Raw genomic sequence first — 12,742 nt, 5'->3', positions numbered from 1 at the left:
TTTCCTGCTTTTCCTGCCTGGCGCCTAACCTTAGGTATCTATAAGAGAAATTGCGCGAAACAAAAACCGTCCTTCATTTACCGGCAAAATCGCTGTAATGTGTTTAATGGTGACTCACCAAACATTTCCTTATAATCTTTAGCAAAATATGCAGCATTCCCAAATCCCCACTCCTGAGCCACCTCCATCACTGTTTTTGTATTCGTGTTAGGATTCATTAAAGCGTGGCGTACCCCATTCAGCCGTTGAATTTTGATATAGGCCATGGGACTGATACCAAAAACTTCCTGAAACCCACAAGATAAGGCAGTACTGCTAGTTTCTAATTCGTTACATAGTTTTTGTAGTGTTAAAGGTTTATCTTTATAGGACTTAGAAATTTCTTCCGCTTTCTTAACCAGAGAATAACGACGAAAGGGTTTTAATATGCGTGGTTTTTTTTGGGCATTCCTACCGAAGGTATTAATTAGCAATGGCAAGAAATCCTCCCTTATTAATGATTGCATCTGTGATTGCATTAATAATGCTGGTTGATTATTGAATACATGAGTAATTTCTTGATAGAAAGCCTTGAGAGGTCGCAATGATGCAGGGTGTAGACGCATAGCATTTTGTTTGAGAGCTTTTTCCCCCTGTTGGTATCCCATTTGTTCGTATAAGGTATGAAAAGCCCGCGCATTCACACTAGCTATGACCAGATGAACATCTTTGCTAACAACTACATCTACTTCCCTAGTAGGGTCAAAACCAAATATATCATGGTTTTGAATAACGCAACCGTGAGCGCTTACTTGTGTCAACTTGGGTTGAAATGCCAACGAAAAGCCGATATCATCAACAGATTTCGTACCAGTAGCTTGAGTAGATTGATTTTGATGCAGGTGAGTAAACTTCAAATCTCCAAAATCCGCAAAATTAATAGTTCCTAGAAAACCTCCTGGGCTTAATTGACTACCTTCTTTGATACTCAGCGGTTTTATGGCTTGTGCAAATTTATATCCATCATCAAACTGGCGAGTAAAAACCAGCGAATTACCATGAAGATTCTGTTCAGACATAGATTTACATCTCTTACACCTCCCATAATACTATAACTCCCAGATCCCCGATTTTTTAGAGAAGTCGGGTTGGAAACGATTTGATTATTGCAAATTACCTCGCAACGTTTTTGATGGTAACTCACCAAACATATCCTTATAATCCTTAGCAAAATGTGAAGCATTCCAAAATCCCCACTCCTGAGCCACATTCATCACCGTTATTGTGTTCGGATGATCACTCATTAAAGCCCGGCGTACCCCATTCAGCCGTTGAATTTTGATATAAGCCATGGGACTGATACCAAAAACTTCCTGAAACCCACAAGATAAGGCACTACTGCTAGTTTCTAATTCCTCACATAGTTTTTGTAGTGTTAAAGGTTTATCTTTATAGGATCTAGAAATTTCTTCCGCTTTCCTGACCAGGGAATAACGACGGAATGGTCTTAATATGCGTTGTTTTTTTTGGGCGTTCCTACCGAAAGTATTAATTAGTAATGGTAAAAAATCTTCCCTTATTATTGATTGCATCTGTGATTGCATCAATAATGATGGTTGGGTACTCAATATATGAGTAATTTCTTGATAGTAAGCCTTGAGAGGTCGCAATGATGAGGGATGTAAACTCAGAGCATTATGTTGGAAAACCTTTTGTCCCATTTCGTATCCCATTTGTTCACATAGGGTACGGAAAGCCAGTCCATTCACACTGGCCATGACCAGATGAACGTCTTTGCTAACAACTACATCTACTTCCCTAGTGGAATCGAAACCAAATATATCATATTTTCCAACAGCACAACCATGAGAGCTTATTTGTATCAACTTGGGGTGAAATGCCAACACAAAGGAGATATCATCAGTAGATTTCATGCCAGTGGCTTTAGCAACTTGATTTTGATATACGTGAGTAAACTTCAAATCTCCAAACTCCGTAAAATTAATAGTTCCTAGAAAGCCCCCTGGGCTTAATTGATTACCTTCTTTGATATTCAGAGGTTTTATGGCTTGTGCAAACCTATCTAGGTCATTAAACTGGTGAGTCACTACCACAGAATTGCCATGGGAATTTTCTTCAGACATAGATTAAGGGATTAACGCTGAGTAATTTAACGTGAAATGTAGTTTGAGTGAGTATCAAGCAGATAAATTTAATTATACCACCAGTAATAGCGTTTTTTTTACATACAAAAAAGTGGGAATTTTGGAATATTCATTAACAATAAATAACTATATAGTTGTTATTGCTGAGTAAACAATACCAGAACTTACACAACTAGCACATTGGTAAAGTGTATCAAAGGGCAAAAATCTGGTAAATAAACGGATTATTGATATCTGATGCACCCTACAATAGATTTTTGGTGTGACACTTGCGTAAGTCCTAGTTTAATCTGGGCATATTTACCCATAAATTTGGCATCTAATTTCACAATAACTAAACTATGATATCAAACGGAATACTATGGTTAACATCCTTTACGGGTGGTACCGTCATGTTGACAGCTTTACCCATGGGGTTGGCATCCCCAACACAATTTACAGCTAATTTAGTCAAGGATCAGGATCAATTTTTGACAAATGCTCAACAACATAAAAATGCTTGGCAAAAAATCTTCATATCCAAAACTCGCTTCACTTTTGATTGGATAAATAAACAATTATCATCACATCGAGATACCGCCACTATCCCAGATTTGACAACATTCAAGGCCAAAGAAACAAAATTTTGTTCCCCTGTGCCAGAAAATATAGCTGCACAAACTCCCTGGAAAAATATTACTAACTCTGTACTAGTTAAATTCACCCAGTTTAGTGTTCCCAAACTCGATTTTTCACCTCCTACCCTTGTGCGATCGCTCCAAAGCTTCTTTAATGTCATTAACAATCCAGTAGAGCAAAATGGCAGTTACGATTATGCACCAGTATTAATTGTCAAGCGTAGTGTATCCAATTATGAAGTATGGGTTAATAACAACTTTGTTGCTAGACTCCCTGATCGCATTACAGCTAATGCTTTACAAAACCGCTTACAGCAATTAGTGAAATCACCAAAAGTAGAACCTACAGAAATACAACCCGGTTTAGTGGATAAAACTCCGTCCCTCATGGTAGGTACTCGCTTACTATTTGCAATTGAACGAAAACTGTCCGCTCAACTTGGTCGCAGTGGTGACATATTAGCCCTGGAATGGACTAACAATCTCCGCATAGCCCTGCATACCGAACCCTTGACGCTAATACAAGGACAAATGGCAATGTATGGATTAGAGTCTTCAACCACAAAACTTTCTGGATTAGCTTCTTGGTATGGCGGCTATTTTCATGGTCGCTTAACAGCAAATGGTGAAATATATAATCAAGATGATTTCACAGTTGCCCATCGTACCCTACCTTTTAATACATACTTAAAAGTCACAAACTTAGAAAATAATAAATCCGTAATTGTGCGTGTTAATGACCGTGGCCCCTACATTGCACCCAGAAGCCTAGATTTATCTCGAACAGCGGCTCGTTGTCTCGATAGTGAACATACTGGAGTCGTAGCTTATCAAGCTGTGGTTTTACAACAAAACGCGCCACAAATGACTTTAAAACCATTGTCACCAAAAACCCAAGATCTGGCTAATACAAAAAGCGAGATCTTGGTTTTTCAATTTTAGTAAAAATCATCCTCAGATCCCCAACTTATTGAAGATGTCGGGGATCTATTTGTTGATACAGCAGTTCCCGATCTTATGAAGTACAGATATTAACAATAAAACTCTTGTGGTGCGGGCATCTTGCCTGCACAAAGTGTACTTCACTCAAGCTCAACTTGCTGTATCTGATGTACCCGGCAATAGATTTTTGGTGTGACACTTGCGTAAGTCCTACTGATGAGGAAATATTTTAAGAAATATTTATAGCCAGACTTATAGCAAGACTGATAGCAAGGCATAGATTAGGGGATTAAAGCCGAGTAATTTAACGTGAGATGTAGTTTGAGTGAGTATCGAGCAGATAAATCTAATTATCCCACCAATAATAGCGTTTTTTTACCTACGAAAAAGTGGGAATTTTGGAATATTCATTGAAAGTACATAACTATATACTTCTAGATACTTAGCAAACAATAGATTTTAGGAGTTACGCATTGACAAAAAAACTAATCCATATCCTATGACGATGATTAATACCTTCTTTAGTAAAAGTATCAATTATTCTATTCTCACCCAAGCTAGTATGTACATAAGTAAGCAGATCTTGGTGGATTTTCATGGCACTTGCAAAAAATTACGAATTTAAGGAAGTTAATGACATTTATGCCAAGTTAATTTTTTTTTCACAAATGGCTACAACCAGTTCATAGCATGATTTCCAGAATTATTCTTGATGAACTTGACTTAACTTTGTTAAATACACACATACTGTGCAGAATTGGACTAATAATATAAGGACTATTTAAGTAGGTTGGCGTTAAAAATTGTCGTTATGACAAGGGAACTCTTAACTGAGAACAGGGAGCAGGGAAGAGGTTTTGGGCAACTTGACTTTTCGTTACTTATGTCGGTTTTTTTCCGTTCACCTACTTATAGTTGATACAGATGATGGTTAATTTGGGTAGTGCGTAACGTAAGTCATAGATTTTTTTATCACAAAGACAACTAAAATTATGGCTGACCAATTTGAATGGCAATTCCATTTTCATAACTTTAACGAACATAATCTGCACGTGCGAGTGCATCATGACTGTGGTACAAAAGATCCCTGGCATGATGGCCGTCCTGGTTGTTGGGAATATAATTTACCCTATTCTCCCACAGGTAGCCTTGAAGGAGTATTTAGACCCGGTAAATGGGTGAGAAACTTTCATGACTGGTGGGATATAATCAAAGACGGGCTAAAGCTAAATTTAGATTTAGGAATATTGTTCACCGTACCTGAACCAAAAATTGATGATCTAGCTGATGTAGTATCCAATGTTTTTGGCATCGAAAGGGACATCATTGAGGCTTTGATTCGGGATATGAACGACGAAGAGATACAGCAAATACTAAATACTGCTTACCAATCCCTCGACCAAACCTGTAAAGATAATTACATGGATCCTGCTATTGTTCGACAAATGGCTAAAGACATGGATCTAGATCCCAACGCTTGGGGAATTATCGCAGGAACAACCTACAGACACTATATTTGGCATAACAGTAGTCCTCTAGTTAATCATCATGGTTGGAGTGTATTTCGTAGTTGGGGACAAAAAAACACAAACAAGAACAACTTGTTTATAGCTGAAGCCTGTTTTATTGATAAAGGACACCTCATTTATCCCTGTGATGTTTATCCTTGTGATGGAGGTGATCACCCTAAATACGGAAATACGTTCTGGCAATTTTGGAGTGGTTACTATAAACACTATAAAAATGTCTCTTTTGGAAATGTTATGGTAATTGAGGATTGCAAAACCATGACAACTTTTTCAGCAGACTCTAACTAGTTTGTTGAGTTTGTGTTTCTACTTTCTGTCCAATTTTCGGTTCTGTACCCGCAATTAATCGCTCAATATTACTGCGATGACGGATAATTATATATAAACCTCCAGCAAGACCGAGAATAATGTAGGCTAAAGGTTGATGAAAAATTACCATAAAAATAGAAACAGCCACAGCCCCAGAAATAGAACTTAAAGAAACAATTCTAGAAATAGCAATGACGACAGCAAAAACTCCCAATGTTGATAATCCTACTTGCCAATTTATAGCTAATAAAATTCCCACACCAGTAGCCACAGATTTACCACCCGTAAAGCCGAGAAAGACTGATTTACTATGTCCTAAAAGGGCAGCTAACCCAGCCAAAGTGACTAAGTAAGGTTGCCAAATTTCGATATTTATAGTTGGTGGTATTGGTATTAAATTACGAACAGAAGCAATATTAAATAAAGCGTAAACTAGATTTATTGCTAATACTCCCTTCAAAGCATCAATTAATAAGACAAATGCCCCTGGACCTTTACCCAAAGTGCGTAAAACATTAGTTGCACCAGTTGAACCAGAACCAACTTCTCGAATATCAATACCTTTTAATAGCTTACCCGCTAAATATCCAGTTGGAAAAGAACCAAATAAGTAAGCTAATAAAACCACTACACCACACAAAGTTAACCACATAAACATAAAATAACAACTAACAACTGACCACTAACAACTGACCAATGACAACTAACTAAAAATCATCATCAAGATCCCTATTTTTCATAGTTTTCGGGTCAGGAGCAAAAGCCAACCACAAGGGAAATTGTAGCAGACCTAAACTAATTTGTTCCTCAGAATCATCAATAATAATTAAAGGCATTTCATTGGCTTTAACTAATCTATCAGCTTTCTGAGCTAAGGCATTCGGTGCTTCAAATAATACCACACCTCTATCCGGTCCAAAATCAGAACGACCAATACCCAAACAATCTTGTAAACCCCTTCGCCATTCGCCTAAGCGTTCCGGTGTATTAGCTAAAATCAAAGTTCGTAAGCGATCGCCATATAGTTCATGTAATATGGAAATTGCCGAAGAAGCAATTAAAATATTTTGTAAGCGGCTACCCATTGTCCGCAAAGCACCCCGTCCCCCCAGGGTAAACAGCCAATTTGACAGTTTTTCCGCGTGAATTGGTTCAAAAGTGCGGCGTAACTGCCAAGGTGGTCCATAATAGTCTGGTTGGTTGCGATATTGGTCAAGTAAGCGGCGGATTTTTTTCGTACTATCCTGAAACTGCTGTTGTCCCAGTTGTGGAACTTCTAACTGTTCCTTCATAGATTTTACTTCCTTGGGTGCCGGCTTTTCCCGTTCCTTCACAGGTGGCAAAAGCTGCATTTGTTCCGCTGCTGCCGCCAAATCTTGTAAACTACCTGTAAGATAGTCCTTAAAACCCTGTACCCGAATTGCTATATCTTGAGATGTACCAGCAAAACTAGTCCGCATTTCCTTGCGAATTCGTTCTTGACGACGTTCTAATTGTTCTACAGAAATCTGTAAAACTTGTTTGCGTTGTTCCAACTGTGATAAAGATTCTTGGACAACCTGGGAAAGTGCGGTTTGAGTTACACTTATTTGCGTCTGAAGAGTTTTATATGTAACTTCCAATTGACCAATTTCTGCTTTTAAGTCCGATTTAACTTGCTGCAATTGGTTTACTTGTGCCGCCGCTTGTGTATTTAATAAATTTAAGTTTTCCGCTGTTAATGTTGTTGAGTCAATAGTATCTGAATTAAAAACAATTTCCTGTGTTGATACTTGAGCTTCTAATTCTAAATCAGCCAGTAGGGTTTCTGGTGGTTCATTTCCAGGAGGTTGAACTGGTATTTGTTCCAACCACTCGTCTATTGGCTCTGGAGTTTGGGATTCCTCTAAGTTCATAAAATAAATAATAATCTAAATTTTCAGTCTTGGCAAATGGAAACATATAATTCCGTCAAAAAAGTATTACCTTTGTGTCTTTGCTCCTTTGCGCCTTGGCGCGAAAAAAAATTAATATAATTAAAATATAATTAAATTGATTAGATTAATCAATTCGTGGACAACGTTGTTCCAAGCAAGATTTTAAGGTTTTAGGGTCAAATAAAATTGGTAAAAAGTGAATACTATTAATTTCCTTAAAATATAACAAAATAGGCACAGGATGCCAAAATATCCGCCAATTTTGCCATTCTTGGTAAGGAAAACGACGAATTAACTTTTCTCCTCTATACAGATCGAAATCAGTAGCAGTAAATTTAAACTTGAGTGTTACAGCTTGCAACATCAAAAACAAACCCAATAGCGTTAATATAGCCCCTATCCAGGGTTGTATTAACAGCATAGGAATAGCAACAATGACCAAGACAAGAGGAATATTGTAACTTGGTTGTAATTCTACCGTTGAAGTGGCGTTAGGCGTGAATGAACTGGTCAAAATCTGTTCTCCTTATTGACGTTAACCCTGCTCCCTGCAAATTATGCTGAACCCTGAAACATAATCCAAGAGAGAAAGAAGTTACTAATAAATATAACTAATAAAGCAGTGACAACAGCAGTTGTAGTTGATTGTCCCACACCTTTAGCGCCTCCGGTGGTTGTTAGACCCCAACTACAGCCGATAACAGCAATTAAGACCCCAAAACAAGAGGCTTTAATCATAGCATTGCCAATATCCCACATATCGAGAAAGTCACGGGCTGAGTCTAGGAATACCGTATCTGAAAGGTTGTAAATACGGGTAGCTATTAACAAACCTCCAGACATTCCTGTCACCAAGGATAGTAAAGTTAAAATAGGCAGCATAATGAAGCAAGCCAAAAGACGGGGAATGACGAGATAATCAATAGGATCTGTTTTTAACATTAACAGCGCGTCTATTTGTTCTGTAACTTTCATAGTTCCAATCTCAGCCGCAAAAGCCGAACCCACTCGTCCTGCTAAAATTACTGCTGTTAATACCGGAGTCAGTTCCCTAGTCAATGCTACCGCTAAAACGCCACCAACGAGGTTTCCCGCGCCAAAATTAATAAACTCCCTTGCTACTTGAATTGTAAATACAGCACCCACAAATATAGCTGTTAATAAGGCAATAAAGAAAGAGTCTGGCCCAACTATTGCTAATTGTTCTAAGGTATTGCGACGGTGAATTTTGCCTCGGAGGAGGTGAACCAAGACTTGTCCACCTAAAAAAATCGCGGCCAGCAATCGCTGACTCCATGATTCTAAACTGGATTTAGCCATATATATCTAAAATAGTAAATCCTGATATAGTGTAACGCATCCTTGTCAAGGATTCTGTGCGTTACGGATTTCATCAATCACGCACCGGTACAAAAAAGCTAACTAATGCTAACAATAGTCAGTTTTTTCTTCCTGCTTCATTCTAGAAGTGTCGGCACTATCTAGTCCACAGGCTAACACGGTCAACCTGACCGCTTCTTTTTCTAAATTAATCGCAGCATAGTAGAGATGTTCCATGGAACGTCTCTACAAGGGTTTGAAACTGGTTTTGGTTTTGGTTTTGGTTTTGGTTTCAGGTAACTTGTAGTACGTAAGTCATGAGATTATTAACTTAGTTTACAGCTTTTCTCATAAAATTAAGCAGGTTTTTACAGCGTTTTTACTTCTAGTCAACTGCACACTGAGATGTATTTCCTTGTGATTTCAGGGTTTTACAGATTTTCAACATCAAAAAATAGCCAATGCACTTGGGATAACTATTACCCGTGTAATTTAATGAAAACTTAAGATTCTTGACGAAATGAAGATTTAAGAGCGATCGCCAGTATTGTAGAAAGTAGCGGATAAAATTGTGGGCATTGCTCAATTGGAGTACGAAATTGAAAAATTTGCAATCTCCAACTTTGGGGCTTTGCTGTTTGCGATTCTGCGTGAAACATAATTCATGCGGCTATTACCATTACACAAAGCCAATTTTCGCCGCTGACTCCAGTTACACACTAACCTGGTCTGACAATGAACTTTTTCCGTTCCCTGGTCTTAACCACCATTTTTAGTTTTATTGCCCCCATATTCCTATTTGGTGGTATACTTTTGGTTTTATCAGTTTTTAGTTACATTCCTGGTCTACAGGGGATGATTACCGATATCTCAGTACAAGTAATACATTTTCTGGATACTTTTGGTAGTGGTAGTTCCCTCAACGGTCTATTGATAATTAGTTTAACTTGTGGTTTTGTCGGAGCGTTGTTTGATACTTACGTTTATTATCGTTCTCAAATTCTCCGTACTGACTCTTAAAACTCAAGACAGCATTGAGTTAAGTCTAAAAATGACACAATCACAAAATCAGTAATATGACTGGTGAAATGTGGCTAAATATTTCTATTTTTGTTAAAAGTTATTAGCCTTGTGCTGAGAACTGGTATTTTTAATGTCAATAATATTGACAATTAGCAAATTTTCGTTAAACTTTGCTTTTCGTACCTTTACGATACCAAATAAAACTACACACAAAATCTAAAAATTTCCTTAAGCTTTTCCAGAGTGGTTTATTTGGCGACTTTTATCAGAACTAGTTAACTAGTTAACTAGTTAATTATTTGCTAACTTTCCCCAACTTATGCTATACTTCTTTGATGGCATACATACCACTCCCAAAAGCGGTCGAATTTCTGGGATTGCATCCAAACACCTTGAGGCGATATGCAGATGAAGGGAAAATCAAAAGCATTAAAAACCCGGCAGGACAAAGATTGTATGATATTGTTTTGGATGGTTGGGAGAAAATGCTAACCTGAAAATTCAAAAACTTTGTTTTAAATTGGATAAATTAATTAGTAAAATATCCAAAGCAAAGAGCCAACAGAAGAAAAGATTAAAGAATGCAGCAACTCAACTACGGGGAAAAATCAAATATCTGGTAGATGAGTTGCACAAAAAAACAGCTAGATTTTTAGTTGATAATTTCGATGTGATTTTACTTCCTACTTTTGAGACATCTATTATGTCCAAAAAAGCCAAAAGAAGAATCAGGTCTAAATCAGTTCGACAGATGCTGACTTTAAGTCATTACAAATTCAAGCAATTCATTAAGCATAAAGCTAATGAGTTCAACAAAATAGTAATTGATGTTAATGAAGCATATACTTCAAAAACAGTAAGTTGGACTGGCGAAATTATCAGTAATCTAGAAGGATCTAAAATCATCAAATCTCGGATGGATAATAGAACTATGAACCGAGATTTGAATGGTGCGCGAGGAATTTATCTTCGTGTATTGGTTGATACGCCTTGGTTGAGAGACAATCTCAACTTATGTATTTGTTAGCATTAGTTAGCAAAAAAGTATCGGTAAAAAGAATATTTGTAAAAAGAATATTTATTGTTAGTTTTGCCTCCTGGTTTTCGATTGTTTGAGTAAGTCAAGCCCGTGAGGTTAAGGCTTTTTGGTTCTATATTAAAGATATTCAGAAAATTAGAAACTTATTTGATTGCTCATGATTTGGCCATTTAAGCCCAACTTTCGGAAACAAATTGCACGGATTGAAGTTAGCGGTGCGATCGCTGGTACAACCCGTAGACACGTACTAGAAGCATTAAAAACTGTAGAAGAAAGTAAATTTCCGGCCTTACTCCTACGCATTGATAGTCCTGGGGGTACAGTAGGGGACTCTCAAGAAATCTATAGTGCTTTGAAGAGATTGAGTAAAAAAACCAAAATTGTCGCCAGTTTTGGCAACATTTCCGCCTCTGGTGGTGTTTATATTGGTATGGGTGCAGAACATATTATGGCGAACCCAGGGACGATTACAGGGAGTATTGGCGTGATTTTGCGGGGTAATAACCTGGAGGTGTTACTGGAAAAAATTGGTGTTTCCTTTAAAGTGATTAAATCAGGACCATATAAAGATATATTAGCTTTTGATCGGGAACTAACAGAACCGGAGCAAACTATTTTGCAAGAATTGATTGATTATAGCTATCAACAATTTGTAGAAACGGTAGCAGAGGCGCGTTCACTGTCTGTAGAAAAAGTTAAAAGCTTTGCTGACGGTCGAATTTTCACCGGACAGCAGGCCTTAGAATTGGGTGTGGTAGACCGTTTAGGGACAGAAGAAGATGCAAGACGTTGGACAGCGGAATTAATAGGACTTGATCCGGAAAAAACTCTTTGCTATACGCTAGAGGAGCGAAAACCATTATTGAGTCGTGTATTATCGGGAAACAGTCAAGCTAAATCGGTTATTGGTGCGGGAATTGATTGGTTAGAATTTGAAATGTCTACAAGTGGTTTACCCATGTGGTTATACCGCCCATAGTCAATTTAATAGTCAGTGGTCAATTGACAACTGACAACTGACAAATAAGGAGGATTTTGGTAGTGAAATGGCAAATGCGAGCAATTCGTGGTGCAACAACTGTTGCAGAAAACAGCATCGAAGCAATTAGAGACTCAGTGACAGAATTATTAGATGAATTAGAACAAAGAAATAAATTGCAACCGGAGGATATGATTAGTGTGACTTTTTCCGTGACCAAGGATTTAGATGCTATTTTCCCAGCAGCGATCGCTCGCAGTCGGCCTTTGTGGGATAATGTAGTCATGTTAGATGTGCAACAAATGCACGTGGAGGGAAGTTTACCGCGTTGTATTCGCTTTCTCATTCACGCCAATTTACCAGTTTCTCAGCCAATTCACCATATTTATTTACGTCAAGCGGCTAAACTACGTCCAGATTGGAGTTTACCCCAAACGTTACAAACTACACAGCACGTCATGGAGACAAAAGTTTAAAATTAGCAAGTCAATAATATTATGTCAAAGTTAGCACTAAATGAGCTATTACAGTGGTGACGCGGCTGCTCAACCTGCTGCCATTGGTGGGAGTATTTTCACCTATCGAGGAACGGGTATATGTATAAAACTAGATACTTTTTTGAATATTCTTGCCAAAGGTGAAGAGCCGCTTGTAATTGTCACAAATGAAGGTTATTTCACAAAAATATATAAGTATGTGACAGCGTACAAGGGGTTTGTATTTTTTACAGAGTCCTTGGATAAGTTGGAGTTTGGTAGTAATATTGAGGTGATTTACGCCCAGAGTTTAAGTACGGATATTTGAAGTGACAATTGTTCTTAATTTGATGAATCCAACCATTTAAAAACTGGTTTATAACCTGTTATTACAGCACCCAATAGACCTAAAATATGCTTGAAAAAATCTCAGACAAAACTCTCTTAA

The 12,742-nt window shown here is 37.7% G+C and carries 16 protein-coding genes; 8 read left to right on the top strand and 8 right to left on the bottom strand.

What is annotated here, in order from left to right:
• Window positions 1–77 precede the first annotated feature (77 nt).
• The gene (locus tag H6F39_RS12355) at window positions 78–1,058 is read right to left on the bottom strand and encodes a helix-turn-helix domain-containing protein (protein WP_190396790.1); all 981 of its coding nucleotides are present in this window, start codon (window positions 1,056–1,058) and stop codon (window positions 78–80) included.
• Between the two features lie 84 nt (window positions 1,059–1,142).
• Window positions 1,143–2,123, bottom strand: a complete 981-nt coding sequence (locus H6F39_RS12350) for a helix-turn-helix domain-containing protein (protein WP_190396789.1) — start codon at window positions 2,121–2,123, stop codon at window positions 1,143–1,145.
• A 362-nt stretch (window positions 2,124–2,485) separates the two neighbouring features.
• On the opposite strand from H6F39_RS12350, the gene H6F39_RS21055 reads away from it, so the two are divergent.
• Together H6F39_RS21055 and H6F39_RS12340 are read left to right on the top strand one after the other, a co-directional pair.
• Window positions 2,486–3,703 carry a septal ring lytic transglycosylase RlpA family protein gene (locus tag H6F39_RS21055; protein WP_277878595.1) on the top strand — a complete coding sequence of 406 codons (1,218 nt, stop codon included), beginning with the start codon at window positions 2,486–2,488 and terminating at the stop codon, window positions 3,701–3,703.
• Between the two features lie 992 nt (window positions 3,704–4,695).
• Entirely contained in the window at window positions 4,696–5,520 is an 825-nt protein-coding gene (locus tag H6F39_RS12340) for a hypothetical protein (protein WP_190372211.1), read from the top strand.
• Here the strand turns inward: H6F39_RS12340 and plsY are convergent.
• The 6 genes from plsY to H6F39_RS12315 form a co-directional block, all read right to left on the bottom strand.
• Complete coding sequence (gene plsY, locus H6F39_RS12335; protein WP_190372210.1) at window positions 5,513–6,199, bottom strand: glycerol-3-phosphate 1-O-acyltransferase PlsY; 687 nt, start codon at window positions 6,197–6,199, stop codon at window positions 5,513–5,515. The genes H6F39_RS12340 and plsY overlap by 8 nt on opposite strands.
• A gap of 49 nt (window positions 6,200–6,248) precedes the next feature.
• The gene (locus H6F39_RS12330) at window positions 6,249–7,436 is read right to left on the bottom strand and encodes a DUF3086 domain-containing protein (RefSeq protein ID WP_137908264.1); all 1,188 of its coding nucleotides are present in this window, start codon (window positions 7,434–7,436) and stop codon (window positions 6,249–6,251) included.
• A 145-nt stretch (window positions 7,437–7,581) separates the two neighbouring features.
• On the bottom strand, window positions 7,582–7,971 hold the full coding sequence (locus H6F39_RS12325; RefSeq protein WP_137908265.1) for a DUF3119 family protein: 390 nt from the start codon (window positions 7,969–7,971) through the stop codon (window positions 7,582–7,584).
• Window positions 7,972–8,012: 41 nt separating this feature from the next.
• Window positions 8,013–8,777, bottom strand: coding sequence for an MlaE family lipid ABC transporter permease subunit (locus H6F39_RS12320; RefSeq protein ID WP_137908266.1), 765 nt, complete (start codon window positions 8,775–8,777; stop codon window positions 8,013–8,015).
• A 108-nt stretch (window positions 8,778–8,885) separates the two neighbouring features.
• Window positions 8,886–9,014, bottom strand: a complete 129-nt coding sequence (locus H6F39_RS20990; protein ID WP_255501572.1) for a hypothetical protein — start codon at window positions 9,012–9,014, stop codon at window positions 8,886–8,888.
• A 266-nt stretch (window positions 9,015–9,280) separates the two neighbouring features.
• Entirely contained in the window at window positions 9,281–9,436 is a 156-nt protein-coding gene (locus H6F39_RS12315; protein ID WP_162501194.1) for a hypothetical protein, read from the bottom strand.
• 76 nt (window positions 9,437–9,512) lie between these two features.
• Between H6F39_RS12315 and H6F39_RS12310 the strand changes: the two genes are divergently transcribed.
• The 6 genes from H6F39_RS12310 to H6F39_RS12285 all read left to right on the top strand — a co-directional run bounded on the left by H6F39_RS12310 (window position 9,513) and on the right by H6F39_RS12285 (window position 12,622).
• Entirely contained in the window at window positions 9,513–9,797 is a 285-nt protein-coding gene (locus H6F39_RS12310) for a hypothetical protein (protein WP_137908267.1), read from the top strand.
• A 338-nt stretch (window positions 9,798–10,135) separates the two neighbouring features.
• Window positions 10,136–10,297: a MerR family DNA-binding transcriptional regulator gene (locus H6F39_RS12305; protein WP_236097134.1), complete on the top strand. Its 162-nt coding sequence runs from the start codon at window positions 10,136–10,138 to the stop codon at window positions 10,295–10,297.
• Window positions 10,298–10,320: 23 nt separating this feature from the next.
• Entirely contained in the window at window positions 10,321–10,827 is a 507-nt protein-coding gene (locus H6F39_RS12300) for a zinc ribbon domain-containing protein (protein WP_242028643.1), read from the top strand.
• 169 nt (window positions 10,828–10,996) lie between these two features.
• Window positions 10,997–11,818, top strand: coding sequence for a signal peptide peptidase SppA (gene sppA, locus H6F39_RS12295; RefSeq protein WP_137908268.1), 822 nt, complete (start codon window positions 10,997–10,999; stop codon window positions 11,816–11,818).
• A gap of 62 nt (window positions 11,819–11,880) precedes the next feature.
• A complete protein-coding gene (gene aroH / locus H6F39_RS12290; RefSeq protein ID WP_137908269.1) occupies window positions 11,881–12,294 on the top strand; it encodes a chorismate mutase in 414 nt (137 codons plus the stop codon).
• 40 nt (window positions 12,295–12,334) lie between these two features.
• On the top strand, window positions 12,335–12,622 hold the full coding sequence (locus tag H6F39_RS12285) for a hypothetical protein (protein WP_137908270.1): 288 nt from the start codon (window positions 12,335–12,337) through the stop codon (window positions 12,620–12,622).
• Window positions 12,623–12,742: the final 120 nt, after the last annotated feature.

This window comes from Dolichospermum sp. FACHB-1250, from assembly GCF_014696335.1.
GTDB lineage: Bacteria > Cyanobacteriota > Cyanobacteriia > Cyanobacteriales > Nostocaceae > Dolichospermum > Dolichospermum planctonicum.
Note: the sequence above shows the minus strand (reverse complement) of the source record. Positions and strands in the feature narration are given on the sequence as shown.

What these genes read in the sequence shown, in the direction of transcription:
- H6F39_RS12355 (WP_190396790.1), bottom strand. Translation starts at nt 1,058, where the DNA reads ATGTCTGAACAGAATCTTCATGGTAATTCGCTGGTTTTTACTCGCCAG.
- H6F39_RS12350 (WP_190396789.1), bottom strand. Translation starts at nt 2,123, where the DNA reads ATGTCTGAAGAAAATTCCCATGGCAATTCTGTGGTAGTGACTCACCAG.
- H6F39_RS21055 (WP_277878595.1), top strand. Translation starts at nt 2,486, where the DNA reads ATGATATCAAACGGAATACTATGGTTAACATCCTTTACGGGTGGTACC.
- H6F39_RS12340 (WP_190372211.1), top strand. Translation starts at nt 4,696, where the DNA reads ATGGCTGACCAATTTGAATGGCAATTCCATTTTCATAACTTTAACGAA.
- plsY (WP_190372210.1), bottom strand. Translation starts at nt 6,199, where the DNA reads ATGTTTATGTGGTTAACTTTGTGTGGTGTAGTGGTTTTATTAGCTTAC.
- H6F39_RS12330 (WP_137908264.1), bottom strand. Translation starts at nt 7,436, where the DNA reads ATGAACTTAGAGGAATCCCAAACTCCAGAGCCAATAGACGAGTGGTTG.
- H6F39_RS12320 (WP_137908266.1), bottom strand. Translation starts at nt 8,777, where the DNA reads ATGGCTAAATCCAGTTTAGAATCATGGAGTCAGCGATTGCTGGCCGCG.
- H6F39_RS20990 (WP_255501572.1), bottom strand. Translation starts at nt 9,014, where the DNA reads ATGGAACATCTCTACTATGCTGCGATTAATTTAGAAAAAGAAGCGGTC.
- H6F39_RS12315 (WP_162501194.1), bottom strand. Translation starts at nt 9,436, where the DNA reads ATGTTTCACGCAGAATCGCAAACAGCAAAGCCCCAAAGTTGGAGATTG.
- H6F39_RS12310 (WP_137908267.1), top strand. Translation starts at nt 9,513, where the DNA reads ATGAACTTTTTCCGTTCCCTGGTCTTAACCACCATTTTTAGTTTTATT.
- H6F39_RS12305 (WP_236097134.1), top strand. Translation starts at nt 10,136, where the DNA reads ATGGCATACATACCACTCCCAAAAGCGGTCGAATTTCTGGGATTGCAT.
- sppA (WP_137908268.1), top strand. Translation starts at nt 10,997, where the DNA reads ATGATTTGGCCATTTAAGCCCAACTTTCGGAAACAAATTGCACGGATT.
- H6F39_RS12285 (WP_137908270.1), top strand. Translation starts at nt 12,335, where the DNA reads ATGAGCTATTACAGTGGTGACGCGGCTGCTCAACCTGCTGCCATTGGT.